23 protein-coding genes and 5 pseudogenes are annotated in these 24,658 nt (G+C 69.1%); 14 read left to right on the top strand and 14 right to left on the bottom strand.

Annotated features, from left to right (window positions below):
• Window positions 1-33 precede the first annotated feature (33 nt).
• Both AB5J56_RS02065 and AB5J56_RS02070 read left to right on the top strand, forming a co-directional pair.
• Window positions 34-672 (top strand): TetR/AcrR family transcriptional regulator, encoded by a 639-nt coding sequence (locus AB5J56_RS02065; RefSeq protein ID WP_369229398.1) that lies wholly within the window; start codon window positions 34-36, stop codon window positions 670-672.
• A 19-nt stretch (window positions 673-691) separates the two neighbouring features.
• A pseudogene (locus AB5J56_RS02070) lies at window positions 692-1,375 on the top strand (IS5 family transposase).
• 21 nt (window positions 1,376-1,396) lie between these two features.
• Here AB5J56_RS02070 and AB5J56_RS02075 read toward each other — a convergent pair.
• Window positions 1,397-1,759, bottom strand: coding sequence for a winged helix-turn-helix transcriptional regulator (locus tag AB5J56_RS02075; RefSeq protein ID WP_369229400.1), 363 nt, complete (start codon window positions 1,757-1,759; stop codon window positions 1,397-1,399).
• Window positions 1,760-1,855: 96 nt separating this feature from the next.
• On the opposite strand from AB5J56_RS02075, the gene AB5J56_RS02080 reads away from it, so the two are divergent.
• Together AB5J56_RS02080 and AB5J56_RS02085 are read left to right on the top strand one after the other, a co-directional pair.
• Window positions 1,856-2,737, top strand: a complete 882-nt coding sequence (locus AB5J56_RS02080) for an NAD(P)-dependent oxidoreductase (protein WP_369229402.1) — start codon at window positions 1,856-1,858, stop codon at window positions 2,735-2,737.
• Window positions 2,738-3,473: 736 nt separating this feature from the next.
• A complete protein-coding gene (locus AB5J56_RS02085) occupies window positions 3,474-4,325 on the top strand; it encodes a hypothetical protein (protein WP_369229405.1) in 852 nt (283 codons plus the stop codon).
• Window positions 4,326-4,482: 157 nt separating this feature from the next.
• Here AB5J56_RS02085 and AB5J56_RS02090 read toward each other — a convergent pair whose 3' ends face one another.
• Window positions 4,483-4,614: a hypothetical protein gene (locus AB5J56_RS02090; protein WP_369229407.1), complete on the bottom strand. Its 132-nt coding sequence runs from the start codon at window positions 4,612-4,614 to the stop codon at window positions 4,483-4,485.
• A gap of 141 nt (window positions 4,615-4,755) precedes the next feature.
• Here AB5J56_RS02090 and AB5J56_RS02095 point away from each other — a divergent pair, with 141 nt between their 5' ends.
• Window positions 4,756-5,010, top strand: a complete 255-nt coding sequence (locus tag AB5J56_RS02095) for a hypothetical protein (protein WP_369229409.1) — start codon at window positions 4,756-4,758, stop codon at window positions 5,008-5,010.
• Window positions 5,011-5,591: 581 nt separating this feature from the next.
• Here AB5J56_RS02095 and AB5J56_RS02100 read toward each other — a convergent pair.
• Window positions 5,592-5,797, bottom strand: a pseudogene (locus tag AB5J56_RS02100) (transcriptional regulator); the annotation flags it as partial.
• A gap of 56 nt (window positions 5,798-5,853) precedes the next feature.
• A complete protein-coding gene (locus tag AB5J56_RS02105; protein WP_369229411.1) occupies window positions 5,854-6,276 on the bottom strand; it encodes a hypothetical protein in 423 nt (140 codons plus the stop codon).
• Between the two features lie 75 nt (window positions 6,277-6,351).
• On the opposite strand from AB5J56_RS02105, the pseudogene AB5J56_RS02110 reads away from it, so the two are divergent.
• Together AB5J56_RS02110 and AB5J56_RS02115 are read left to right on the top strand one after the other, a co-directional pair.
• Window positions 6,352-6,803 (top strand): annotated as a pseudogene (locus AB5J56_RS02110) (transposase); the annotation flags it as partial.
• A 246-nt stretch (window positions 6,804-7,049) separates the two neighbouring features.
• Window positions 7,050-7,412, top strand: a complete 363-nt coding sequence (locus tag AB5J56_RS02115; RefSeq protein ID WP_369229413.1) for an alpha/beta fold hydrolase — start codon at window positions 7,050-7,052, stop codon at window positions 7,410-7,412.
• A 299-nt stretch (window positions 7,413-7,711) separates the two neighbouring features.
• Here the strand turns inward: AB5J56_RS02115 and dctA are convergent, their stop codons facing one another.
• Window positions 7,712-9,127, bottom strand: coding sequence for a C4-dicarboxylate transporter DctA (gene dctA / locus AB5J56_RS02120; RefSeq protein ID WP_369229415.1), 1,416 nt, complete (start codon window positions 9,125-9,127; stop codon window positions 7,712-7,714).
• A complete protein-coding gene (locus tag AB5J56_RS02125) occupies window positions 9,124-10,242 on the bottom strand; it encodes a PrpF domain-containing protein (RefSeq protein ID WP_369229416.1) in 1,119 nt (372 codons plus the stop codon). The genes dctA and AB5J56_RS02125 overlap by 4 nt, the downstream gene beginning before the upstream one ends.
• Before the next feature lie 146 nt (window positions 10,243-10,388).
• Between AB5J56_RS02125 and AB5J56_RS02130 the strand changes: the two genes are divergently transcribed.
• Entirely contained in the window at window positions 10,389-11,294 is a 906-nt protein-coding gene (locus tag AB5J56_RS02130) for a LysR family transcriptional regulator (protein ID WP_369229417.1), read from the top strand.
• A 250-nt stretch (window positions 11,295-11,544) separates the two neighbouring features.
• Here the strand turns inward: AB5J56_RS02130 and AB5J56_RS02135 are convergent, their stop codons facing one another.
• Window positions 11,545-11,721 carry a hypothetical protein gene (locus tag AB5J56_RS02135; protein ID WP_369229419.1) on the bottom strand — a complete coding sequence of 59 codons (177 nt, stop codon included), beginning with the start codon at window positions 11,719-11,721 and terminating at the stop codon, window positions 11,545-11,547.
• Between the two features lie 384 nt (window positions 11,722-12,105).
• Here AB5J56_RS02135 and AB5J56_RS02140 point away from each other — a divergent pair.
• A pseudogene (locus AB5J56_RS02140) lies at window positions 12,106-12,917 on the top strand (non-reducing end alpha-L-arabinofuranosidase family hydrolase); the annotation flags it as partial.
• A 364-nt stretch (window positions 12,918-13,281) separates the two neighbouring features.
• Here the strand turns inward: AB5J56_RS02140 and AB5J56_RS02145 are convergent.
• On the bottom strand, window positions 13,282-14,121 hold the full coding sequence (locus AB5J56_RS02145; RefSeq protein WP_369229421.1) for an SDR family oxidoreductase: 840 nt from the start codon (window positions 14,119-14,121) through the stop codon (window positions 13,282-13,284).
• Window positions 14,122-14,213: 92 nt separating this feature from the next.
• On the opposite strand from AB5J56_RS02145, the gene AB5J56_RS02150 reads away from it, so the two are divergent.
• On the top strand, window positions 14,214-14,597 hold the full coding sequence (locus AB5J56_RS02150; RefSeq protein WP_369229423.1) for a winged helix-turn-helix transcriptional regulator: 384 nt from the start codon (window positions 14,214-14,216) through the stop codon (window positions 14,595-14,597).
• Between the two features lie 99 nt (window positions 14,598-14,696).
• Here AB5J56_RS02150 and AB5J56_RS02155 read toward each other — a convergent pair.
• Window positions 14,697-14,973: pseudogene (locus AB5J56_RS02155) on the bottom strand (XRE family transcriptional regulator); the annotation flags it as partial.
• Between the two features lie 228 nt (window positions 14,974-15,201).
• Window positions 15,202-15,372, bottom strand: a complete 171-nt coding sequence (locus tag AB5J56_RS02160) for a hypothetical protein (RefSeq protein ID WP_369229425.1) — start codon at window positions 15,370-15,372, stop codon at window positions 15,202-15,204.
• A gap of 259 nt (window positions 15,373-15,631) precedes the next feature.
• Between AB5J56_RS02160 and AB5J56_RS02165 the strand changes: the two genes are divergently transcribed.
• A complete protein-coding gene (locus AB5J56_RS02165; protein WP_369229427.1) occupies window positions 15,632-16,045 on the top strand; it encodes a hypothetical protein in 414 nt (137 codons plus the stop codon).
• Between the two features lie 58 nt (window positions 16,046-16,103).
• Window positions 16,104-17,660 carry a carboxylesterase/lipase family protein gene (locus AB5J56_RS02170; protein ID WP_369229429.1) on the top strand — a complete coding sequence of 519 codons (1,557 nt, stop codon included), beginning with the start codon at window positions 16,104-16,106 and terminating at the stop codon, window positions 17,658-17,660.
• 809 nt (window positions 17,661-18,469) lie between these two features.
• On the opposite strand, the gene AB5J56_RS02175 is transcribed toward AB5J56_RS02170, so the two are convergent.
• A complete protein-coding gene (locus AB5J56_RS02175) occupies window positions 18,470-19,273 on the bottom strand; it encodes an NAD-dependent epimerase/dehydratase family protein (protein WP_369229431.1) in 804 nt (267 codons plus the stop codon).
• Window positions 19,274-19,340: 67 nt separating this feature from the next.
• Entirely contained in the window at window positions 19,341-19,634 is a 294-nt protein-coding gene (locus tag AB5J56_RS02180) for a hypothetical protein (protein ID WP_369229433.1), read from the bottom strand.
• Between the two features lie 92 nt (window positions 19,635-19,726).
• On the opposite strand from AB5J56_RS02180, the gene AB5J56_RS02185 reads away from it, so the two are divergent.
• Window positions 19,727-20,074 (top strand): tetratricopeptide repeat protein, encoded by a 348-nt coding sequence (locus AB5J56_RS02185; RefSeq protein WP_369229435.1) that lies wholly within the window; start codon window positions 19,727-19,729, stop codon window positions 20,072-20,074.
• A 210-nt stretch (window positions 20,075-20,284) separates the two neighbouring features.
• Here AB5J56_RS02185 and AB5J56_RS02190 read toward each other — a convergent pair whose 3' ends face one another.
• Complete coding sequence (locus tag AB5J56_RS02190) at window positions 20,285-21,973, bottom strand: flavin monoamine oxidase family protein (RefSeq protein WP_369229437.1); 1,689 nt, start codon at window positions 21,971-21,973, stop codon at window positions 20,285-20,287.
• Between the two features lie 115 nt (window positions 21,974-22,088).
• On the bottom strand, window positions 22,089-22,844 hold the full coding sequence (locus tag AB5J56_RS02195) for a TetR/AcrR family transcriptional regulator (protein ID WP_369229439.1): 756 nt from the start codon (window positions 22,842-22,844) through the stop codon (window positions 22,089-22,091).
• A 106-nt stretch (window positions 22,845-22,950) separates the two neighbouring features.
• On the opposite strand from AB5J56_RS02195, the gene AB5J56_RS02200 reads away from it, so the two are divergent.
• Window positions 22,951-24,633 (top strand): amidohydrolase, encoded by a 1,683-nt coding sequence (locus AB5J56_RS02200; RefSeq protein WP_369229441.1) that lies wholly within the window; start codon window positions 22,951-22,953, stop codon window positions 24,631-24,633.
• The last annotated feature ends 25 nt before the right edge of the window (window positions 24,634-24,658 follow it).

Consider the following 24,658-nt stretch of genomic DNA (forward strand, 5'->3'; position numbering starts at 1 on the left):
GCAACAGTGGAACTACGAGCGGAGAAACGGCCGATGCCCAAGCGCGTGGACCACACAGAACGGCGCACCGAGATCGCCGAGGCACTGGTCCGGGTCGCGGGGCGACGCGGGCTGCATGCCGTGGGGATGCGCGATGTGGCAGCAGAGGCGGGCGTGTCGCTGCGGCTGGTGCAGTACTACTTCGAGACCAAGGAGAAGCTGCTGCTTTTCGGACTGGAGCACCTGACAGAGAGGTTCGGGGAACGGGCCTCCGCCCGTGTGCAGGCCGCCGGGGGCAGTCCCGGTCCGCGGGAAATGATCGAGGCGCTGCTGATGGCGGCGCTGCCGACCGACGAGGACAGTCGCACCTTCCACTTTGTCTACACCTCGTACGCCGTTCTGGCCGTGACCGACCAGGCGCTCGCCGCCCAACCCTTCATCAAGAACCCGGATGCCGCAGAAGACGCGGTAACCCATCTCCTCCGGCAGGCGCAAGAGGCAGCTCTGCTCGAGCCCGGTGTGGACGCGCAGTTGGAGGCAGCCGGCCTGCTTGCCATGTCTGCGGGACTCGGCACCAGCATCCTCGTCGGCCAGCGCAGCCCGGAGTCTGCCATCGCCGTCCTGGACCACCGCCTGGACCGGATCTTCCGCACCGGTGATGCGGCTAGGGTCCGTTGCGAAAGTGGATCTTGATTGTGGATGATCATGTGCTGTGGCACGTGGAGACCTGTCGGATGCGCAGTGGTCACGGCTGGAGCCGCTGCTGGCGCGCGGGAAAAGGCCGGGGCGGCCGCCGATCTGGACCAGGCGGCAGCTGATCGACGGCATACGGTGGCGTACCCGTACCGGAACGCCCTGGCGGGACGTGCCCGAGCGATACGGCCCGTGGGACCGGGTCTACGACCTGTTCCGGCGATGGCAGCGCAGCGGGACGTGGAAGCGGATCCTGGAACAGCTCCAGACCGAGCCGACGCGAACGGCTTGATCACCTGGGACTCAGCGTGGACTCCACCGTCTGCCGCGCCCATCAGCACGCCGCGGGCGCCCGCAAAAAGGGGATCTCCAGAAAGAGCCTCCCGGCGGCATTGACACCGAGCCGGACAAGGTCCGCGCCGACAAAGCCTACGGCTCCCGCGCCAACCGCTCCTACCTACGCAGACGCCGGATCGGCTGCACCATCCCCGAGAAGGCCGACCATGTTCACAACCGCAAGAAGCGCGGCTCCCACGGCGGACGACCACCGAAGTTCGACAAGAACGACTACAAACAACGCCATGCCGTGGAGTGCGGCATAAACCGGCTGAAACGCCACCGGGCGGTGGCCACTCGATACGACCAACTCGCCGTCCGCTACGAAGCCACCGTGCTGGTCGCGGCCATCAACGAGTGGCTGTGACCAGCACGTTCACAACAGACCCTAGCCTGCCTGCTCCTCTAGCCGTCGAATGGTAGGCCGCTCTCGGCCCCAGGCGGCCAGCGGCTGGAGTGCGTCATTGAGGCGCATGCCGTCCTCGGTCAGCGAGTACTCGACGCGGGGCGGCACCTCGTCGTAGGAGACGCGGTGCACGACGCCGTCCGCTTCCAGCTCACGTAGGTGAGAGGCCAACACCTTCTCGGTGATCCCCGGAAGCAGTCGACGCAGCTCGCCGAAGCGACGGTGGCGATGCTCGTGGAGCGCCCAGAGGATCAGCACCTTCCACTTGCCGCCGATCACCTCCATCGCGGTGTCGATCCCGCAGACGTGTCCGTCTGGTGTGCCCGGCCGGTTCAGCGTCGTCATGCCCCACCCTTCTGACGTGCTTGCTCACCCCGAGGTAACCACCCACTACCAAGTGCGTACTTGAACACCTCCGGACCTGTGACCAGCCTAATCGGCATGGCACAGAACACTGTTGAGAAGACTCCCGTCACGATGCTGGGCCTCGGTGCGATGGGCACCGCGCTGGCCCGCACCTGGCTTGCCGCTGGCCACCCACTCACCGTCTGGAACCGCACCCCAGCCCGCGCCGCAGCGCTCGCCACCGAGGGTGCAAGGGTCGCGGCCACCGCCACTGAGGCGGTCGCCGCGAACACCCTGATCCTCCTTTGCCTGTTGGACGACACCTCGGTCGATGAGGTGCTGGCCGGCACCGACCTGGCCGACAGGGACCTGGTCAACCTGACCACCAGCACCCCCGCCCAGGCCCGCGCCCGCGCAGAGTGGGCGCGCGAGCGCGGCGCCCGCTACCTGGACGGCGGGATCATGGCCGTCCCTCCGATGATCGGCGTCCCGGAAACCGGCGGCTACGTCTTCTACAGCGGCTCGCGGGAGCTGTTCGAGCGGCACCAGGAGACCCTGAGCGTCCCGGCCGGCACTACCTACGTCGGCGAGGACGCGGGCTTCGCGGCCCTCCACGACGTGGCCCTTCTCAGCGCCATGTACGGGATGTTCGCAGGCGCCGCGCACGCCTTCGCCCTGATCCGCAAGGAGGACATCGACCCCGCGGCGCTCGCCCCGCTGCTCGCCGACTGGCTCGTCGCGATGGCCCCGGCAGTTCACCAGACCGCCGACCAGTTGCGGAGCGGCGACTACACCAAGGGCGTCGTCTCCAACCTCGCCATGCAGGTGGCTGGCACGCCAACCTTCCTGAGCACCGCCGAGCAGCAGGGTGTCAGCCCGGAACTGCTCAGCCCGTACTTCGGGCTGATGCGCCGCCGCCTGGCCGAGGGCAGCGGCGAGGAGGACCTGACGGGAGTGATCGACCTGCTGGTGAACTGACCAGCCACTTGCCGCCACAGAAGCGACCATGCTGGTCACAGTCCTCAACGAGACGCTGTGACCAGCACTGTCACAACACGCCCTAGTGCGAACCCCTCGGCCTGCGCCAGCCAACGCCGGAACACTCCGAAGCCGGTGTAGGACCAGGACACGTCCGGGCTGCTGGTGTCGTTGTCTCCTGGGAACAGAACGAGCCCCACGTGTCCTCCTCGTTGACCGAGCACACAGGATCGGCCACGGGAAAGGGCGACGGCAACTGAAATGATCTCGTCGTGGCTAGTGTGATCACGGCGTCGGAGCCGTCCTAATCCCTCGCCAAGGGCAGCGCTGGAGGAGCTCCATTCCTCCGGTCTGTTCGAGTGTGGGACCGCGACGCGCGCCCGGCCGACGGCGGCGCGCTGGCTGCTGTCCAGCTGCGCGGTCTGGGCGAGGGTGCCGTCCGGGAGCCGGACGAAGAGGTAGGGCGGGGCGGGCCGGGGAGCCCGCGATCGCCACGATCTCCGTGTCCACCGTGTCGACATGCCACTGGTGGAGTGTCGGTATTCGACAGTTGCAGTATTCGCCCACAGGTTGAGCAGTTCCGTAGCTCAGTGCCTGACGCTGTCGGGGATCTTGCAAGCAGAGGAAGACGATCGGCGCCCGCGGCGAGCGGTCAAAAGGGGGCCCTCGCGGACGTGGAACTGCCGTGCTGTTCAGACCTCTTACGCATGTCTCGACTGATACCTATATTTGTCCCATGGCCACTCGAAGCACGAACCCGCTGGCGGGAGTTGTGTCGGCGACGGCAGCGGGTGGTCGGCTGGTGTTCGTGCCAAGTCGAGTCCGGGAGTTCGGTGTCACGCTCGGCGGGAGCGTCATGGTCCCGCTGTGGATGGCGACCCCCCTGCTGCTGCCGATGCTGGTGATCGCCGTGCTCACGGAGTCCGGGTTGCTCTGGGCCATCGTCTGGGTCGGTCTCGGGCTGACAGCCCTGGCCGTGATCGGGCTCGCCCTGGCCTTGATGTTCACGGTGTCGGCCACGATGGTGCGGTGGATCGAGTTCCGCCCTCAGGGGAATGCGAAACAACTCGTGATCGCACGCTCCCTGCGTTCGTCGATCGTCGCTGCGGCTGATCTGCGAAGCGTCGTCGTTGTCGAAGGGCTCAGGCTGAGCCAACGAAAGTCGCTCAAAGTGGTGTTGCACACGCGTCGCGGGACGGTGGAGTGCGAGCCGGGGTTTCAGGCACCGATGTCCCAGGTCGGCGCAGAGGCACTGCTCGCCTGGTTGACCAGCCAACTCGGTTCGGCTGGTGTAGCGGTGGAGTACCGGGCGACGGTCGACCGGAACTTCGCATGCCCGGGGGAATGGTGGACGCGATCACACTTGGCTGCCCTGTGGCACGTGCCCGTCGGCGCGGTCGACGAGCTGGCTGTCCGCCACGGCGTCCGCAGCTACCAGCACACGCCCCGGGCCATGGCGATGCATTCACCGGCCAAGACGGTGACGGTCTACGACCCGGATCGGGCGTACGAAGTCGCGGAGGATCTCCGCGGGCAACACACCATGGCTCCGGAAGCCGGCGCTGCGCAGGAGGATCCGCGCCCGTGAACGGGCAGGCTGCCGGCACAGGCTCGTCCGGGGGCAACCATGCCCGTCAGCGGATGTGGCTCCAAGTCTTCTTCCAGGTCACGGCGGCGTCTAGATCCACGATCCGCTGACCATCACATCCCGCGAGCCGCATCAGTGCCTCAGGCACTCAGCCCAGTCACGTCAGCGACGACACGTAGTCGGACCAGTTCTCGCCGGCGAGCGTGGCCCAGCGTTCGGCTGTCTTGGGGTGGATGCCGAGCAGGTCGGCGATGATCATGGGCGGCAGGTCGACCAGGGAGTCCATCATGGCAGTGTTCCGAGCCGCGCGGGCTGGCAGACCGTGGCGCCTCAGTGTGTCGGCGAGGCCGAGGGGGTTACGGAGGCGTCCAGGGCTCTGGCCGGGCAAGAGATACTTTCGTCCGGCCGTGGTGCTGTGCTGGGGCTTGCTGTGTCGGAGCTGATCGTCGATGAGACGGGCGAGCTTGGGCGGGAGGACGAAGGGGTGCCGGTTGACCGCCAGGTAGGTGTGCTTCTGGTCGCGGCTGATGTGGTCTTCGGTGAGCTCGACGATGCGGGTCAGGGGAAGGGCGTAAAGGCGGACGAGAGCAGCCGCGACGCGGACGTCCAACGGCAACATGGTGTCGTTGAAGCAGCGCAGCAGCTCGTTTCGGGCGTCGTCGTCGGCTTGGAAGTGGCCTGGTAGTTGTGAGGCTGGGTGCTCGATCACGAGGCCGGGTGGGCAAAGGCGTCGGGCGATGCTCCAGTGGAGGAAGGGGAGCGACCTCGAGCGCAGGGTTGGCCTGTCGGTTGCCCACGTGTCCAGCTGCGGCTGCTGGAGTCGGCGGAGGTTCAGGTGCTGGGAGTCGAGCCAGTTCAGGAAGTCGACGGCAGCAAGTACGTTGCTGCCATCGCCCTTGGGTGGTGCGTAGGTGTAACGACCGCGGGCTTCGGCTTCTCCGTGAAACCGCTGCGCACCGGTGTCCAGATGCAGCCCATGCCCACTCCCTACGGTCGACAGTTGGCCATCCTCGGGATCCTGCCGCGCCCCATGCACTGATTTCAGCCGAACGGCAGCAGAGCTGGGGACCCCACCAGCAGTTCGCTCCTCGCCAACGCGCCATACGAGCGGGACCGTTGACCGCGCCGCCCTTGAGGGTTGCGCGGCTGGTGCGGGCGCATTGGGGTGTCACTACCTGCCCGCGCGCGAACGCGGTCCGGCGGAGAAGCTGTACGAGGAGGTGTACGAGCACCTCGGCCCGGGGCGCGGGCTGTTGGGCGAGCGAGGTGGAAGCGCGGCAGGTTGTTGAGGAGCGGGTGTCCGTCGGGGCCTCGCACGGCGCCGGGTCGGCCGGGTCCTTGTCCAGGCTGCCGGGGTTGTGTCCGGCCGGCGGGAGCTGCCCGGCATCGCCCCAGTGTCGGGTGTCCGGCGCGTGCCACGACGGAATGCAACCCTGAGCGGGGCGGAAGATCCGCGTCCATGGTCCGAAGCCGGTGTTCTGCTCGACTGACAGGCCAGCACGCGGACACCGGGCGCCCCGACACCTGGTCAGGCGGAGGCGAAAGCCTCCTCAGGGGCATCGTCGAGGACGAATCCGTTGTCGAGCCGGACGCGGACCGTGACGCGGGACATCTGTCGCTGGTAGGCGACCCATTGCTCTTCCAGGGCCCCCACCTGCTCCTCCAGCTGCTTTCTGCTCACCGGCGGCATCTGGTGGCCGAAGTCGTCGAGGAGCGACTTGAGGCGCACGTACTCGCGGACCTCGTGGCTCTGCTGCCGGTGATGCTCGTCCACACGCTCGACAGTGCCCTCGATGCCTGCTGCCAGGGCCACCGAGGCGGCAAAGGCACCCGTCTCCTGCGGGGACTCCCCGGCTGAGGTCACCGACCCGGCCAACCGGAGATCAGCCGCCAGCCGCACCCGTTGGCCCACGTTCAGCGTCATCGGTCCTTCGTCTTCCTCGTCGGTCACCGGCGAACCGGTACACGACGCGTCGCCAGGCGTACCGGAGAGGACAGGATCATCCCACCCCTGGTCTTCGGCGTGATCGAGAAGGGCTCGGGAGAGAGGGTGGCGGCTACCATCCGCACCGCTTCGCGCAGACCACTGCCGCGGCCGTCCGCACCCGGCTGGACGTGGTCGCCGACATGCCCGGACGACACTTCCCGCAGGTCAAGAGGATACTGCTGGACGCCGCCATAGACATCACGGCGTTCGCGGACTTCCCGCCGGCGTACTGGAAGAAGATCTGGTCCACGAACCCGCCGGAACGGCTGGACCGGGAGGTCAAGCGGCGGGCCGGCGTCGTCCGGGTCTTCCCCGACTCCGCCGCCCTGGACCGGCTGGCCGCCGCGGTCCTGGCCGGACTCCGCGACGAATGGCAGGTCTTCGGCCGCCGCTGCCTCTCCGAAGCCTCCATGGCCGAGCTCTTCGCCACCCGGCCGGCCCCGCCCGAACCGCAGATCACGCCACGACCGGAATCGAAACGGCTGCCCTGACTGCACCACCCCACGGGACATGGCCTGACCACGTGCCGGCTTCGGATGCTGCGAGCGTCCGGCGTCCGGAAACCAGCCCGTGTCCCGGCCCCGGGTCCGGGCAGGCATCCGGTGCCTTGCCGCTCTTCACCGGTAGTTGCGGGCCCGGTCCCCCGGACCTCGTCCTCATGGATGTGCGGCTGCCGCACCTGGACGGCATCTCGGCCACCGCACAATTGCGCGCCGCCCTGCCCGACACGCGCGTGCTTGTTCAAACACACCGCCTCCAGCCAGGCCGCGGGGAAGGAGTTCCTGCAGCGCCTCGGGCAGCGCACCACCGACCCCGACGACGCCCCCTCCAGCCTCGCCACCCGCGACCGCCAGCTCACCGCGTGGTCCAAGTGGGGTATCCCCGACAAGTCCAAGTTCGTCCGTCTCCACGCTCTCTTCCAGCCCGCCCTGGTCGCCGACGGCGAGAGCGACATCCTCATGCCCGCCAAGAACTCCCACCTGCTGGCCAAGCACCTCCCCAACGCCCAGCTGCACATCTACCCGGACGTCGGCCACGGCTTCCCCTACCAGTACGCCGTCCAGTTCGGCACCGAGGTGAACACCTTCCTCGACCGCTGACAGCACCTCCGCGGCGAGACGGTCGCCGGCACCGAGACCCTGGCCACCTGACGCACCTCCCGCCGGATCGTACGGACAGGTACCTCGCTCACGCCGGGAAATCCGCGGATCCCTGGTCACCGAAACGGCAGACTCCGCGGGAGTTCTGCGCGGCGTTCGCCGGACTTGATCAGCGGTTGGAAGACTGGGCGTACCGGAGGGCCGGACGCTCCTGACCAGCCCGGACGGCGAGTACGACGTCCTGTTGAGACATGGGTGGGCCGGCCCGGAGCATCTGCTCCGGGCCGGCCCACGCGATATCAGCTTGCGGCGGGGACCGGGGCGCGGGTTGTTTCGGGCATCGCCTCGGGTGCGGGCGTCTGCTTCGGATCGGGCTCGACTGTTGCCGCGGAGGGAGCGGAGGCAGGGGTGTAGGGAATCTCGCCGCTCAGGACGGCCTTGGCGCGGTCCTCGTCGAGCTCGCCCTCCCAGCGGGCGACGGCCAGGGTGGCGACGCCGTTGCCGACCAGGCTGGTCAGGGCGCGGGCTTCGGACATGAACCGGTCGACGCCGAAGATCAGCGCGAGGGCGGCGACCGGGACGTGCGGGACGGCGCTGAGAGTGGCGGCCAGGGCGATGAAGCCGGAGCCGGTGACGCCTGCGGCGCCCTTGGAGGTGAGCAGCATGACGGCGAGCATGGCCAGTTGCTGGGTGAGGCTGAGGTCGATACCGAGGGCCTGGGCGAGGAAGACCGAGCCCATGGTCAGGTAGATGGCGGTGCCGTCGAGGTTGAAGGAGTACCCGGCGGGCAGCGTGATGCCGACGACCGGTTTCGAGGCGCCCGCGTGCTGGAGCTTGGCCATCATGCGCGGCAGGACGGGCTCGGTCGAGGAGGTGCCCAGGACGATCAGCAGTTCTTCCTTGATGTAGCGCAGGAAGGGCAGCAGTCGCAGTCCGTTCAGTCGCATCACGGTCCCGAGGACGACCAGGACGAAGAAGAGGGCGGTCAGCCAGAACGAGCCGACCAGCAGGGCCAGGTGGCGCAGGGTGCCCAGGCCGTAGTTGCCGATGGTGAAGGCCATCGAGCCGAACGCACCGATGGGGGCCAGCCGCATGATCCACCGGATGAGCGTGAACAGGACCGTGGAGAACTTCTCGATGCCCCGGGCGATGCCCAGGCCGGCTTCCCCGCTGGCGTGCAGGCCGAAGCCGAACAGCACCGATACCAGCAGCACCGGCAGGATCTCGTTGCCGGTCAGGGCGCTGACCAGGGTGGCCGGGATGATGGCGAGGACGAACTCGGCGAAGCCCTCGTGGGCCGTGGTCGCCTCCGGTGGCAGGCCCTTGGCGGACAGGCTCGAGAGGTCGATGTGCAGACCGCTGCCCGGCTTGACGACGTTGACGACGACCAGGCCGATCACCATGGCCACGGTGGTCAGCACCTCGAAGTAGACCAGAGCCTTCAGGCTCACGCGGCCGACCGCGCGGGCGTTGCCCATGGAGGCGATGCCGTGGACGACCGTGCAGAAGATGATCGGCGCGATGAACATCTTCACCAGCGCGATGAAGCCGTCGCCGAGCGGCTTGAGGTCAGCGCCGACGGACGGCCACAGACCGCCCACGGCGGCGCCGAGGAGGACGCCGATCAGGCACTGGATGTACAGATGGGACAGCATCCGGCGGATGCGGCCGGACGGTGCGGTGACGGTACCCGGGGCGGCGTCGTTGCGGCTCATGCGGGGCGTCCTTCCAGGACGGGAACGAGGAGTTCGGCTCGGGCGATACGCCGGGCGGCGCGGTGCAGGAGCACCGTGGGGGACGCGCCGTCCGGTGCGGGGACGGCTTGGGTGGTGATTACGCCGGCGGGGGTGCCCAGGCGCAGCGTGCCGTCGGCGGTCTGCCGGGCGACGCGGTGGGCGAGGGTGCCGGGGGTGGCGGCGGCCGTGGCCAGGGCCACGGCGGAGGTCAGGCCGATCGCCGGGTGTGGGGCGTGCATGGAGACCATGCGCACGGCCAGGTCGTACTCGTCCTGGTTGACGAGGATGCCCTGTGTGGTGCGATAGGGGGCAGGCCGGGCGACGATGCCTACCTTCGGCACCGCGTGGCTGACCGGATCGCCCTCGTGGGCCAGGCCCATGGCCAGCGCTGCCTGGCGGCGCAGCAGTGTCAGCGCGGGCACTGCGGTGGCGAACACGGTGAGGGATTCCGTGCCGTCGAGGCCGAACGCCTTGGCCTCGAACAGCGCGGCCGGCGCGCCGGCGTCCACCAGGGATGCCTCGACGGGACCGTCCGAGCCGGTCAGCTCGTCCAGTGCCCGGCCCGTCGGCAGAGCGCGGCCGGTCGTCGAGCCCGCCGGGTCCTGAAACCCGAGCAGGATCGGCACGCCCCGTGCCGAGGTACCCGGCACCACGGCCGTGCCCTGCTCCGGGGCCACGCCCGTGGGGGTGGGGATCGTGCCGGTGAGGCGGGCCCCGGTGTTGATGTTGAGCATGCGGACGGTGGTGGTGTCCGACGCGATCGGCACGAGATCGTGGTGGAGGGCGTACAGGGCCACGGCGGTGGCACAGTTGCCGCAGTTGCTGGCCCACTCCACGCGCTCGTCGCCGATCCCGACCTGTGCGAAGGCGTACTCGACGTCTACACCGGGTCGGGTCGACGCCTGTACGACGGCGGCCTTGGAGGTGGTGGAGGAGGCGCCGCCCACGCCGTCGATCTGACGAGGGTCGGCGGCGTTGAAGGCGGCGAGCAGGAGGGCATCGACGTCCACGCCCGTGGCGGCCACGTCGCGGTGGTCGAAGATCCAGCACTTGCTGGTTCCTCCGCGGATCATCTCGCCCTGCAGACGCAGCACAACTGACTCCTCACAGACAGGGAAAGGGAAGTCCACCGACGGTCTTGCCGTGCGTGGTGTCCTCAACGGTGGGTGACAGCAGCGTGAAGTACAATCTCGGAAATCTGCATGGCTATTAAGGTGAAGTGAACGCTGGAGGTGGCGGCATGCTCGACGTCCGGCGCATTCTGCTGTTCACGGAGGTCGCCCGGCGCGGCTCGGTGACCGCGACAGCCCGCGCCCTCAACTACACCCCGTCAGCGGTATCGCAGCAGATCAGCCGCCTGGAAACAGAGGCAGGCCAGCCCCTGCTGGAACGCCACGCCCGGGGTGTCACCGTCACCGACGCCGGACGGGCGCTGGCCGAACGAGGGCAACGGATCGAACGCGAACTGCAGGCCGCGGAAAACGAACTCGCCGACCACGCAGGCCTGCGCGCAGGCACACTGCGCATCGGCACCTTCCCCACCGTCGGCGCCTCGCTCCTCCCGCAGGCCGTGATCGCCTTCCGCGACGCCCACCCCGACGTACGGCTGACCGTCCGCAGCGCCCGCATCTCCGGGCTCTGGACGATGCTGGAGAACCGGGAGATCGAAATGTCGCTCATGTGGGACTACGACTGGAGCCGAATCGACCGGGAGGACATCGTCGTCACCCCACTCCTCGATGACCCGCCGGCCCTTCTCGTCAGCGACGACCATCCACTCGCCGGCCGTAACGCCGCCTCACTCGCCGACTTCGCAGACGACCCCTGGATCACCCGCGCCGAACATCACCCGGTGGCCGAAGCCCTCGTCCGCGGCTGCCGCGCCGTCGGCTTCGAGCCCCACATCGCCTACGAGGCCCACGACTACCAGGAAGCCCAGGCCATGGCCGCCGCCGGCATCGGCGTCGCCCTCGCCCCCACCCTGGCCCTGGAGGGCATCCGACCCGGCGTCAACGTCCTGCCCCTCCAGCCGCCGGCCCCCGTCCGCCGCATCCTCCTCGTTCGCATGGCCGACCACTCACTCACCCCCGCCGCTCTCACCTTCGCCGGACTCCTCCGCGACGCCGCCGCGGCCCGAACACACTGACACTGGCACCGAACCACGCCCACCGGTCAAGGCACCGCCGCGCTCACCGCTGGGAACCCAGGCCCCGCACTTCGGAGTTGGACGTGGGCAACGGGCGGCGGCAAGCAACCCTGGCCATACGTTGGGTTCGGCGGCGGGATCCGGAAGGAGCACGCGATCCGAGGTGAGCGTGGCGAGCGTCGGCTCCGGAAGTGACCAGCCGAGGGCATGGTCGATGTCTTCCACTGCGGGGTGGGGGCGGTGCGCCCGGTCAGCGGATCCGGGGCAGCGCTTTGTCCGGGTGTGCGGCCTTGCGGTAGTCGCCGGGCAGCGCGCCCTCATCGGACGCGTCGCTGCGGTGCGGGACGAGCAGGACTGCTCGCCCGGCCTCGCACCCCGCTCGGCGAGTTGTCGCGCTCCCCGCACCGCAGACGACCGCCGCAGGCACACGTCGACCGGACCGGCGTCAGTGAGTGCCACCGGCCCCGCCGCGAGCGCGGGCCGGGCACCGAGCCGAACCAGCGGCTCAGGTGAGCGACCTGGTCAGGGTCCGTAATGATCACCAAGCCCGCGCCCGCACCGCTACCCGCCCCACACGCCAAAGGCCGGTACAGCCACGGGACTTGAAGCCGCCTGGGTTCAGCTCGCGAACGTTTCTGCCCACGGATCTCGCGAGAAGTATTGACGTCATTCATGGGATGTCTAGCGATCTCGCGATCGTACTTCGACCATCGTTCGGCATATCGGGCAGCCGGGGTCGTACCACACCGGCATCCGGACAGCCTCTGACGGGGCAGACCGGAGTCGCTTGCTCAAGGATGACGAGGTCCTTATGCGCAGACGTAGTTTCAGCCGCAGAAATCCGTCGGCGGTGCTCGCCGCCGTGGTCGCGGCTCTGGCGGCGTTGGCGGCGCTGCTCGTCGCCGGTCCGGCTCAGGCGGCCACCACCAGCGAGGTGCGCGGTGTTGATTCCGGCCGGTGTCTCGATGTGGAGGGCTTCAGTCAGACCGACGGCGCGAACGTGCACCTCTGGGACTGCCACGGCGGAGTCAACCAGCAGTGGACGTTGACCAACAGCGACCAGCTGACCGTGTACGGCAACACGTGCCTGGATGTCCGGGGCGGCGCCACCACGCCCGGGACCCCGGTGCAGATCTGGACGTGCAACGGCAGTGACAACCAGCAGTGGCGGGTGAACCCCGACGGCACGATCGTCGGCGTACGGTCCGGGCTGTGCCTGGAGGTCGCGGGCTGGGGCAAGGCCAACGGCACAGAGGTGCGGCTCTGGTCGTGCACCGGCGGCGCCAACCAGAAATGGACCGGCCTGTCCGGGGCGAGCAACGCGTGTGCTCTTCCGTCGACCTACCGCTGGAACTCGACTTCGCCCCGAAGAACCTCTGGGTGCTCGCCTACAACGGGGGTTGGCCATACAGCTTCTCCTACCGCACCTCGAGCGACCCCACCAACCCCAACGGCTGGGGCCCGCAGCAGGAACTCTTCACGACCACCCTCCCAGACGTTGAAGGCCGGAAGGTCGGCCCCCTCGACGTGACCCTCATCGGCGACGACACGAACATGCACATGTTCTTCGCCGACGACGAAGGCAACATCTACCGCGCCAGCATGCCCATCGGCAACTTCCCGCGGCGTGCCGGGTCCAGGGGCCCGCCGCGTCGGTGGCGCGGCGAAGTGCTGGTGGAACGCTTCGAGTTGAACACGCCCTGACCATCCGATGCAGTCCGGCCCTCAGCCCGATGCAGTCCGGCCGTCAGCCGAACAGCGCGGTGCGCACGATGCGCTGCACGGCCATCACGTCGTGCCGGAACTGCACCTCGCGCAGGCGCGTTTGTCGAACCTCGTGGCCACGGCGCGGAAGTTCTTCAACGCGTTGACCGTCCGGTCGCTCCGGCTCTTGAGTTCTGGCTGGTGGCGGGAAGTGGCGCCACGGGTCGGCCCCGTGCCGCCGTAGTCGCACGAAGCCGCCCGGGCGCTACACCTGAGTTGTACCTCAACGAAAAGCGGCGATGCTACGGGCGACCCAGTCGTTGAAGGGGCTCGGGGCGCGGCCCAGGACTCGTTCCACGTCCGAACTGATCCGCAGTTCGCCGGGGTTCGGGGCGGCGATGATGTCCAGGGTGTCGTCGGCAAGCTCCGAGGGCACGAACTGGGTCATTGCCGCCTTGGCCTCCTCGCGGGTGAGTTCGTGGAACCGCACCGGCGAGCCGAGCGCGGCGGCGATGGCTTCCGCCTGCTGACGCGGCGTGATCACCTCGGGCCCGGTCAGCTCGAAGACTCCGCCGGTGTGCCGGTCGTCCAGCAGGCAGGCCGCCGCGACCTCGGCGATGTCTGCCGGGTCGACGATCGGAACCCCGACGTTGCCGAAGGGCGCGGCGACCATCCTCTGCGTGCGGACAGACTCCGCCCAGGCCAAGGCGTTGGAGGCGAAGCCACCCGGTCGCAGGACGGCCCAGTCCAGGCCGGACTCTCTCAACGCGTCCTCCACCGCGCGCATCGCGATCCGCGACGGGCCGAGCGGCCTGGTCGCCACGCCCTGCGAAGACAGCAGGACGACCCGACGGACCCCGCTGGCCGCGGCCAGGTCGATGATCTCGGTCGGCCTGGCGTCGGGGGCATGCAGCTCGCCGGACAGCAGGAGGAACAGCGCCTTCGCCCCGTCCAACGCGGGAGTGAGGCCCTGCGGCTCGGCAAGGTCAGCCGGCACGTGCAGGACTCCGTCCGGCACCGCCGCCGCGTGCCGCGACACCGCTGTCACCTGCTCGCCGGCATCGGCCAAGGTCTGCGTCAAAGGCCGGCCCACATTCCCGGTAGCCCCGGTTACCACGATCATGTTCAGCTCCTAGTCCGTTGTGCACTGCGGCAATTGACGCTAGGAGATGGGATTACTTTTCGTAAGGACATACCTAGAGGTAAGCTCCGGACATGGGGGAAGGCGCGCAGTTGACGCAGGCCGAGGCGGGCAATCGGTATGAGGTGTTTCACACCGACTGCCCTGCGCGCGACGTGGTCGATCACGTGACCAGCAGGTGGGGTATCTGGGTGCTGATCTCCTTGCGGAGCAACGATCTTCGGTTTTTCGAGCTGCGTGACAGCATCCAGGGCATCAGCGAGAAGATGCTCGCTCAGACACTGCGCGCACTGGTCCAGGACGGTTTGGTCTGGCGGGAGGTCGAGCCGACGACGCCGCCCCAAGTCACCTACGGGCTGACCGAGTTCGGTCAGGACGTCGGCGAGCCGCTGACGGACTTGTTCGACCGGATCACACAGCGGCTGCCACCCAGCGGTCCGTCGAACAGGCATAGATGATCATGAATGCCGGGCGCAGGGTGGCCAACTGAGTCGCTCAGTGGCCACCCAGGCCGCTCAGTCACAAGAAGGCTGTTCGGGCCCTCGCTGCTGGGAGATCTACAGGTCGAACTCGAGGTGCTCGATGTCCGTGAACCGGACCTCCTCCAGGCTGCCGGCGCGGCGGCCGCCGTCTTGGAAGTACACCTCCTCTAGCGCTTCGGCCGCGATCTCCTGGAGCCGGGCGTCGCTGGCGCCGGCTTCCTGTGCGTCGAAGAGACGGGCGGCGTAGCGGGGCGGCAGGGCGACGGTCAGGGTGCCGGATGCGGTCCTGGTCCGTCGACCTGATCGGCGCGGTGTAACCGAGGCGGGCGCGGGTGTCGACGACGATGCCGCCGTTTGCCTGGCCTTGGCCCGGACGCTTGGCCGGATACATGCCTGGGGACTTTATGGCGCGGCGCTACAACGGAGCCGGTCGTTCATTGCGGTCGTACGGGCGGACCCGGCAATCGTCTGGGGCCGGGTGCCAATTTCGGCCAGCGGAGGCGGACGGCGGGCTTGGGGAGGTCCACGGTATTGGCGGCCTCGCCCAACGTGGTGCTGGTCAGCGGGACGACGGTGCGGCTCATACTCTGGCCGCCGGTCCGGCCGCCACCCGCCCGGTGTCCAGCAGGTCGACGAACGACCGGCACCACCGGTCACGATCGCGGCCGTCCTTGTGCCAGTAGGTGTGCAACTCGTTGCCGTCGCCGCCCCGGGGGCGTGCACCCGCACGGTACGCCCGCAGTTCTGGCACTCAGCCTCCCCGGCCAGTCGGGAAAGACCGTTGTCACCCATACTCCCGGACCGGTTCGCCACGTGCTTCGCGCAGCGCCGCCGCGATCCGTGCATCGTCCGCGTGCTCATCGAGGACTTCCAGCAAGGTGTCGATGATGGCCTCGCCAACGCTGTCTTTCCCCTGGCCTGAGGTAAGAACCGTACCGGCCGACCAAAGTCTTCGCGTTGCCTACTTTTGGAGGCTGTGGGCGTACCGGGCATGGCGGGATCCTGGGATCATGAGCGAATCGAAGGTTCCCCTTGCGGCGGGCTCGTACGTCGGTTCCCCGGCCGAGGAGCTCGCCCGGCGCAAACGAGGTCACCGGATCGCCGCGGGGGTGGACCAGCGGGTGCTGTTCCCGCGGACCGGACGACTGGAGCTCCATCACGACCGCCTCATGATCGGCGGCTGGCATGGCGGGTCCGATCTCGTGCTGCGGCCGGCGGAAGTGAGATCGGTGACCAATGAGTACACCGACCTGTACGGACGGTTCGTCGGCGGTCTGCTGAACTCGGGCAGGCCGCTCATCGTGGAAACGGTCACGGCCGGCGAGATCTACCTGATGGTGGATCACAAGACGTTCCTGGAGACCACCTCCAACCGCAAGTGGACCCGCTTGCTGAAGAGCTGGCTGATGTCAGGCGATGGCTGAGCCGGGCATGGGACGAAGGCGGCGGACGGCCAAGCCGGTATGGGTCATGACGGCCCTGATGACGATCTCCCTTAGCGTCCCGGCGGTCGGTGCGTCGGTCACGACGGGCGGGGCCGGCCCGGTGGTGCGCACCGATCTGGGTCCGGTGCGCGGAGTCGCGACGGGACGCACGGAGCTCTATCAGGGCATTCCCTACGCCCAGCCGCCGACCGGGTTCAGGCGCTGGCGCCCGCCGGTCCGTCCTCGTCCCTGGACGGCGGTACGGGACGCGAGCGAGCCCGGACCGGCATGCGCCCAACTGGATGAGACCGGTGGCGTCGCGGCGCATTCCTCCGAGGACTGTCTCTACCTCAACGTCACCGGCCCCCGCCGGAACCGTTCTGAGCGCCGGCCGGTCGTGGTGTACCTGCACGGCGGAGCGTTCAGCTCGGGTTCGGGCAGCGACTTCGACGCCCGCCGCTTGGCCGCCACGGGCGACGTTGTGGTGGTCACCGTCAACTCCCGGCTCGGCGTGTTCGGGTTCTTCGGCCATCCCCGGATGGACGGGTCGGGCACCTACGCTCTGGCCGACCAGCGGGCCGCGTTGCGCTGGGTACGGGCCAACGCGCAGGCGTTCGGCGGCGATCCGGGTAACGTCACGCTGATGGGAGAGTCCTCGGGCGGGGCGAGCGTCTGTGCCCAGATGGTCTCGCCCCCGGCGGCCGGGCTCTTCCAGCGCGCGATCATCCAGAGTGGATCCTGCCTGCAGAGCTGGCCCAAGAACGTGATGGGCCCCGGGCTCGACGCCATCTCCTATTGGGCGCCCCGAACGGCCGTGCAGGCTCGGGGCGCCGCGGCGGCGGCGGGGCTCGGCTGCACGGGACCGGACGCACCGGCATGCCTGCGCCGGACGGACACCGGGAAGCTCCTGGCGTTGAACGGCCAGTTCGTCACGCCGGCGTTCGGGACCCGGGCACTGCCCACCGACCCGGTCAAGGCACTGCGGACCGGCGCCTTCCATCGGGTACCGGTGATGCAGGGCAACACCCGGGACGAACACCGGCTGTTCGGGAGCCTTTTCGAGGCGGAGAAGCCCATCGATGACGCCCGTTACCGGGCTCTGCTGGCGACGTCCTTCGGAGAGCGCATGGCCCGTCGCGTCTACGCTCGGTATCCGCCCCAGGCGTACTCCGGCCAGTCGGGTTCCCCGGCCGCGCTGGCCTGGGCCTCGGTCGGCACCGACGTCGGATGGGTGTGCCCGACCCTCGCCGCCGACCGGCTTCTGGCCCGGCACGTGCCCGTCTTCAGTTTCGAGTTCGCCGAGCCGAACGTCCCGGACTTCCTTGGCATCTTCCCCAAAGGCTACCCGCCCGGCGCCTTTCACGGCTCGGAGCTCCCCTTGCTGTTCGACATCGAGGGCACCTCCGTGCCGCTCGACCCCGCGCAGCGGAACCTGTCCGAATCGATGATCATGTATTGGACCGCGTTCGCCGCCCAGGGCGATCCGAACAGGGCGGGACTGCCCCGTTGGCCGAGGTTCCCGGCCACCCAGTCGCTGGACTCCGCGCGCGGAGGGATTTCCCAGACCGATCTGGCCGTCGGTCACCACTGCCGCTTCTGGGCGTCACGGACATGAAAACCCGTCATTGAACCTCAGCCGTCAGGCGTCTGCCAGGAGTGTGGTTCGGTCTACGACGACGGCAGGGCCACGCTCGCGTACAACCTGCAACAAGTCGCGCGATTCGGCGTTGCCGGGGTGCTCCTGGGGCTGATGCAGGGCAGGTCAACCTGTCACCCAAACCCGCACCAGACCCGAGGGCTGGTTCAGCAACTCAGCGTCACCCTCCGCACAACGAGGGACAGAGCCAGCTTTCGAAGTTCACCGACAGCCGCAGCCGTATGGCGACCTGCGTCGGCACTTGTTGGCCTACGGGTGGATAACCAGCTACAGGCCAACCAAATCTGCGCCTCCCACAAGGGTCTTCACCACGATGCTGCCGATGAAGTTCAGCGTCGGCAGTGGCGGGGGCAAAGAAACGGCGGAAGCAGGGGTTGCCAGAGTGATGATTGCCACGGCAGAAAGCGCAGCTGCCATGAGGAGGCGTGGTGTCTTCATGACAGCGTCAACGATCAATCCGGCTCGGTGGTGGTGGGTTGAACGTGCGCACTTCCCAGACTCTGGGGGCTCTGGGGCGGTGAGGTCATAGGGGTCGGCTGCGCGCGTTTCTTAGTGGCTGTTGTCGTTCCGATCTTGACGGGTGTGCGTCGAACGGGAGTCTCGATCGGGTGATCGCCGCTGGCCGCGGGCATGGAACAGGGCCTCTTGGTAGCTCGACGCGGCGCTTGCCGCGCAGGAGAGCCAGCCTTCTCCCGGCACGGCCACAGGCGCGGGGTGACCGACTTCGGAGAGCCACCGGAACGCCCGAGCGGTGCGCCACAGGCGAGTCAGGGCCGGATGTGTTTCAACGTGAACTCGGGCAGGGCATACGGGCCGGCTTGCGGAGCTTCGGGATCGGCAGGGACGTCGGCGTCGGTGATGTGCGGCGCATGCTTTTCGGCGTTGTCGATGGGCGTGTAGGCCAGTTCGGATTCCGCGGGGAGTTCCCAGAAGCGGCGGGTGTTGGCAGATACGGCGTACACCGTGGCAAAGCGCGTGGAGAGCGGGGCGGTAAGCGCGGCGCGGCAGAAGCCGACGGCATCGCGCGGACTGAGCCAGGTCGCCAGGTGGCGCGGCTCGGTGGGCGTCTCCTCGAAGCTGCCGATACGCAGGCAGATCACGGAAACGTCGAACTTGTCCGCATACAGCTGCCCCAGGGCCTCGATAGCTGCCTTGCTCACCCCGTACAGGCCATCGGGGCGCACCGGCTCCTGTGGGCCGGTGCGATGGGCCGTGGGATAGAAACCGGTCACGCGGTTGCTGCTGGCCAGCACGACCCGTGGAATCGCCGCGCGCCGGGCGGCTTCCAGGACATGGTGGGTGCCCAGCACGTTGGCGTCGAGGAGATCCTCAAGCGGTGCCTCGTCCGGCAGGCCGCCCAGGTGGAGCACGGTGTCCGCACCCGCGAGCGCAGCCTCGACGGCGGCCGCGTCCCGAAGGTCGACGGTGTGGACCACCTCGTTCGCGGCCTCGGCCTGGAGGGGAACGCGGTCGAGCAAGACCAGGCGGCTGACCTCGCTGCGCAACGCCCGGCGCACGACCGAGCCGATGTTTCCTGCCGCCCCGGTGACGACCACTGTTCCCAGCCCCACTGCACGCCTCCCCTGTTCGGCCTCAACAACGCCCTGTCCGGGCAGGTGGCGATCCTCTCATCGCCGGTCATGACAACCAGCGGGTGGGCAGCAGGGCGAGGGCTCTTGGCCGGGTGACGGAGGTGGTGCACTGCGGGCAGACCGGGCAGGCCAGGCAGTCGGCCTTGGCGAACTTGACCTGGATGTAGTCGTGTCCGCTGATCCGCAGCGGTCTCCGCTCCCGGCTGACCGCGTCCTGGGGGCAGGTGGCCTGTCGACGGTCCCGGTCGAGGGGGAATGATGATTTCGCGAAACCCGAACCGGCCTTGGCCTGGCGGCTGTTGTCGGCCGCAACAAAGCCGAGCAGGGTGATGCCGTACACCTGGGGCCCGCTCGATGTGCGCCGGGGTGACGTATCCGCTGTCCACGACGTGCTCGCGCCGCAATAGCTCCCCCGGGGCGAGGTCGGTGTGAATGATCCCGGTCATCTCGACGGCAGGAGATCCAACGGGGGCTGCAGCCACGCAGGAGCAACTCCTGGAGGCCTGCCTGCGCGTGCTGGGCCCGGACCATCCCGCCACCCTGACCACGCTGGGTTTCGTCGCCCACTGGCGTGACGAAGCGGGAGATCACTCCGGCGCCGCGGCGGCGTGGAAGAAGCTGCTGGCGGCTCGCGTGCGGGTACCAAGCACGCTTGGTCCACGTCTCCGGACAGATTCCGGCGGCTCCGGATGGCTCCCTCCCAGAGGGGTTTGCCGCACTGTGGGAAGGAGAACTCTGCCATCCGGCGCGAGGTACTCGGCGACCATTCCCCGGCTCTGACGGTCATCATCACAGGCATCTACGACGAGGCGTGGCTGCTGGAGATCGAGGCTGTCGCCGCGCGGTAGATGCCCTGACGGTCATGAGCGGAGTCAGACGGCGACGGCGACGGCGACGGCGACGGCGACGGCGACGGCGACGAGGAAGACATAGCCGCGTTTGTCATCACAAGGCTGCGAATCTGGCGCCGCCTCCAGTCCCCGCTGCTGCTCAGACCTGTGCGGACACCTCCGTCGCCGCCCGCTCGCCGGAGGCGACCGCCGCGTTCAGCGTCGCGTTGTCGACGTCCGTGTGCTCGCCGGCGAAGTGGATTCGGCCCTCCTGGGCGCCCTCGTAGCCGGCGATGGTCGTGTACTGCCCGGTCCTGTAGTAGTGGTACGCGCCCTTGTGCCACGGGTCGAGGGACCAGTGGTCCTCGTACGCGAGGCCGTTGAACGCCGCCGTTGTGCCCGGGTAGACGTGTTCGATCTGTGTGAGGAACCAGTTCACGTCGGCCGACGGCGCCGGGCCGTGGGCGGTGCCGGTCAGTGCGGAGCGGGCGGTGTCGCCACCGGGGAAGTTGACCAGGAGGGCCGGGCTGCCCTTGGGGCCGAGTTGCACCGAGCCGTCCCAGGAGGTCTGGTAGCCGGTCGGGCCGGTGTTGCTGACGCCGTTGTAACCCAGGGAGGGCCAGGTCTTGCTGTTCAGCTGGGTGACCAGCTTGGCGTTCTGCCCCATGCCCTGCTGCTGGATCGCCGTCAGTTTCAGCGCAGAGAGCCCCGACCGGGACAGGTCGACATCCCGCAGGGTGCTGAACGGCAGCGCGAGCACCAGGTGGTCGGCGTGGACGGAGACCGGTGCGCCGCCGCCACCGGAGCAGGTGAAGGTGCAGGTGTAGCTGCTGTCGCTGTTCCGGACCACCGCCACCAGCTGGTAGCCCTGCTGGACGGTGCCGGAAGGCAGCTGGGCGACCATGGCGCTGACCAACTGGTCGTTGCCGCCGACGAGGTGGTATTTCTCGTCGAAGCCGGGGCCGCCGTCGAAGGTCGAGGAGCTGCCCAGGAAGCCGATCATGCCCAGCGCCGAGGAGTGCGCCGGCTCGCCGCCGGACTGGAGCTGGAGCGACTGGATCAGCTGGCCCAGCCCGGAGCTTGGGGGCAGGCCGATCTCGGCCAGGTAGTCGAGGCAGGAGAGCCGGTCCAGCCGTTTCGCCTCGGCGGTGGAACTGTTCCAGCGCGGGGTGCCCATCGCCGCGTACGAGGCGGCGAACGCGTCGTATGCCTCGGCGACCCAGTCGCTCTGCTGCTGCGCGCCGTCGTAGCGTCCGCCGTCGACCCAGCCCGCGTACGTGCCCGCGTTGAGCGTGCCGCCGTTCGCGTACTCCGTCTTGAGGCCGAAGGATTTGGCGAGGCCGAGTACGGCGGTGTCCGTCGAGCTGATGAAGGAGCCGCCGTGCTCGCTGACCATGCCGCCCGCGAAGAAGCCGCGCAGCGACCAGCAGCGGCCGCCGACATGGGTGGTGTCGGCCTCGTAGACGGTGGAGGCGATCGCCCTCGGTCCCGTCCACAACTGGTGCGCGCAGCGCAGTCCGGCCAGGCCGGCGCCGACGATGACGACGCGCGGGGCCATGACGCCGGACGTGGTGGCAGCGGGAGCGGCAGCCGCTCGGGGCGAGCCTGCGAGTGCCGCCCCGGTCAGGCCGGTGGCGGTGATCGCGCCTGCTGCGGCGAGCAGTTGGCGACGGTTCAGTTCACGTTCCGCGCGGTCCGCGCGTTCGCCGGCGACCTCGGCGACCGGCATGCCGCGCCGTCGGGCTTCACCGTGCAGGGAGAAGGCGAGCCCGAGCCGGTCCGGCAAGCCGGTGCGGGTCTTGGGGGTGGCTGGGGAAGTGGTGCTCGATCTGGCAGATTCCCGGTGCATGAGAATCCCTCTCTGGGGGATCGAACGATGCTGACCGGGAGTGAACTGCCGCCGCAACGCCGTTGTCAACAGCATTGCGCCAAGTCCCCGGCTCACTCCCGACCCGCGCCCTGGCTCACGTCCCGCCGTGAAGCTCCCCCGCCCGTCGCTCGATCGCGGTGATCAGCGCCTCGACCCTGGCGTCGTAGATCTGCTCCTGCGTCACCTCGGCCAACTCCGGTGCCACTGCAGTGATCTGCGGAAATGTCGCCGGATCCACCAGCCGGTACTCGCGCTTCCAGGACGACTCGTCCGCTGCCCGGGCCTCTGCCGAGAAGAGCAGGTATGCGGCGCGCTGGCCGACCAGGGCGAGTAGCGAGTCGCCCACCATCCGGTAGTGGACCGCCGCCTCCGCGCCGCTCAGGCCTGCCTCGGTCACCGCGCCGAGGATGAGTTCGACGATGCGGAACTCGTTGGCCCGCCGGGTCGTCCGGCTGGCCATGGCCGAGGCCACAGCCGGGTACTTGAGGGCTACCGCGAGCGAGCCGTCGGCCAGGGCGCGGATGCGGTCCTGCCAGCCCAGCCCGTCCGGGATGCTGTCCAGGACCTCGCCGAGGGTGCGATCGGCGACCTCCAGGAGCAGCTCGTCCTTGTCGCGGAAGTGCCGGTAGACGGCGGTCGGATCCGCGCCCAGCTCCTCGCCGAGGCGGCGCACGGTGAAGGCGTCGGCACCGCCGCGCGCCGCGATACGCAGGCTGGCCTCGATGATCGATTCGGGCGTCAGCTGACTGCCCGAACGCTTGCTCCGGCTGCGGTCTGCGGGGGTCGCGGCCGGCTTCCTGCCCGGCTTGGCGGTGGGGCCCGCGGCTGTGTCCAAGGGTGGCTTCGACATGGTCCGGCCAGTGTAACGATGCGCGAGGGACCGAGCGCAACATAGTTGACAGCAGCGTTGCGCGCCGCTTCACTCCTCCTCACCACGACACGGGGAGGAATCGCCGATGGCGAATCAGGATCAGCAGGCCGACACGGTGTTCCGCGGCGGCAGGGTCTTCACCGGCACGAGCGACGCGCCCGTCGAGGCGGCCGTCGCCGTACGCGGCGGCCGCGTTCTCGCCGTCACCGAGGAGTCCGAGCTGCGCGCACTCGTCGGTCCGGCGACCGACGTCGTCGACCTCGACGGCGGCCTGCTCGCGCCGGGTTTCCAGGACGCCCACGTCCACCCCGCCGTGGCCGGCGTGCAGATGCTGCGCTGCGACCTGTCCGGGCAGCGCAGCATCGACGGCTACCTCGCCACGGTCGCCGACTACGCCGCCACGCACCCTGACGCGGCGTGGATCAGGGGTGGCGGCTGGTCGATGGACGTCTTCCCCGACGGCATCCCGACCCGGGCGATGCTCGACTCCGTCGTCCCGGACCGGCCGGTGCTGCTGACCAATCGGGACGGCCACGGCGCCTGGGTCAACTCCCGTGCGCTGGAGCTGGCGGGCGTCGACCGGCACTCCCCCGATCCGGCCGACGGCAGGATCGAGCGCGAGCCGGACGGCACACCGATCGGCACCCTCCAGGAGGGCGCGATGGACCTGGTCGGCGACCTCGTCCCGGTGGCCACGCCACAGGAGGCCCGCGCCGGGCTGCTCGTCGCACAGGAGTACCTCTTCTCACTGGGCATCACCGCCTGGCAGGACGCGATGATCGGCGCGTTCCCCGGTAATCCGGACAACTTCTCCGTCTACGTCGACGCCGCCCGCGACGGCTCGCTCAAGGCCCGCGTGGTCGGCGCGCTCTGGTGGGACCGCGAGCGCGGCACGGAGCAGATCCCGGACCTCCTCGAGCGCCGAGGGCACGGCCGGGTGGGTCGCTTCAACGCCACCACCGTCAAGATCATGCAGGACGGCATCGCCGAGAACTTCACCGCGAGCATGCTCGACCCCTACCTCGACGTCTGCGGCTGTGCCACCGCCAACTCCGGTCTGAGCTTCATCGATCCGACCGTCCTGCGCGAAGCTGTGACCCAACTCGACGCGCACGGCTTCCAGTTGCACTTCCATGCGCTGGGCGACCGCGCCGTCCGCGAGGTCCTGGACGCCCTGGAACAGACCCGCGCCGCCAACGGCGCGAACGACAACCGGCACCACCTCGCCCACCTCCAACTCGTCCACCCGGACGACCTCAAGCGCTTCGCCGAGGTCGGCGCCGCCGCCAACATCCAGGCGCTCTGGGCCGCCCACGAGCCGCAGATGGACGACCTCACCATCCCCTTCCTCGGGGCCGAACGCGCCGCGCTGCAGTACCCGTTCGGCGACCTGGCCCGCGCCGGGGCCCGACTGGTGGCGGGCAGTGACTGGTCGGTGAGCAGCCCCAACCCGCTCTGGGGCATCCACGTCGCAGTCAACCGCGCCGTGCCGGTCGACGCGCCGAACGCCTCGGCCGACCGCCGGCCCCGGCGGCCCTTCTACCCCGAGCAGGCGCTCACCCTGGCCCAGGCGTTCACCGCGTACACGGCCGGCAGCGCCTGGGTGAACCACCTGGACCGGGAGAGCGGCACCGTCGAGCCCGGCAAGTGCGCGGACCTGGTCGTACTCGACCGTGACCCCTTCGCCGGGCCTCCCGAGGAGATCGGCGACACCACGGTCCGGATGACCTTCCTCGACGGCCGCCCCGTCCACGTCGCCGACAGCTGACCCGCCGCGCCGCCCGCCCGGCCTC

Source organism: Streptomyces sp. R21, assembly GCF_041051975.1.
GTDB lineage: Bacteria > Actinomycetota > Actinomycetes > Streptomycetales > Streptomycetaceae > Streptomyces.

Coding starts and splice junctions, on each gene's coding strand:
- AB5J56_RS02065 (WP_369229398.1), top strand. CDS start 34: ATGCCCAAGCGCGTGGACCACACAGAACGGCGCACCGAGATCGCCGAG.
- AB5J56_RS02130 (WP_369229417.1), top strand. CDS start 10,389: ATGCTCGACGTCCGGCGCATTCTGCTGTTCACGGAGGTCGCCCGGCGC.
- AB5J56_RS02150 (WP_369229423.1), top strand. CDS start 14,214: ATGGGGGAAGGCGCGCAGTTGACGCAGGCCGAGGCGGGCAATCGGTAT.
- AB5J56_RS02090 (WP_369229407.1), bottom strand. CDS start 4,614: ATGATGGACTCCCTGGTCGACCTGCCGCCCATGATCATCGCCGACCTG.
- AB5J56_RS02085 (WP_369229405.1), top strand. CDS start 3,474: ATGGCCACTCGAAGCACGAACCCGCTGGCGGGAGTTGTGTCGGCGACG.
- AB5J56_RS02165 (WP_369229427.1), top strand. CDS start 15,632: ATGAGCGAATCGAAGGTTCCCCTTGCGGCGGGCTCGTACGTCGGTTCC.
- AB5J56_RS02170 (WP_369229429.1), top strand. CDS start 16,104: ATGACGATCTCCCTTAGCGTCCCGGCGGTCGGTGCGTCGGTCACGACG.
- AB5J56_RS02075 (WP_369229400.1), bottom strand. CDS start 1,759: ATGACGACGCTGAACCGGCCGGGCACACCAGACGGACACGTCTGCGGG.
- AB5J56_RS02200 (WP_369229441.1), top strand. CDS start 22,951: ATGGCGAATCAGGATCAGCAGGCCGACACGGTGTTCCGCGGCGGCAGG.
- AB5J56_RS02145 (WP_369229421.1), bottom strand. CDS start 14,121: ATGATCGTGGTAACCGGGGCTACCGGGAATGTGGGCCGGCCTTTGACG.
- dctA (WP_369229415.1), bottom strand. CDS start 9,127: ATGAGCCGCAACGACGCCGCCCCGGGTACCGTCACCGCACCGTCCGGC.
- AB5J56_RS02185 (WP_369229435.1), top strand. CDS start 19,727: ATGATCCCGGTCATCTCGACGGCAGGAGATCCAACGGGGGCTGCAGCC.
- AB5J56_RS02195 (WP_369229439.1), bottom strand. CDS start 22,844: ATGTCGAAGCCACCCTTGGACACAGCCGCGGGCCCCACCGCCAAGCCG.
- AB5J56_RS02190 (WP_369229437.1), bottom strand. CDS start 21,973: ATGCACCGGGAATCTGCCAGATCGAGCACCACTTCCCCAGCCACCCCC.
- AB5J56_RS02080 (WP_369229402.1), top strand. CDS start 1,856: ATGGCACAGAACACTGTTGAGAAGACTCCCGTCACGATGCTGGGCCTC.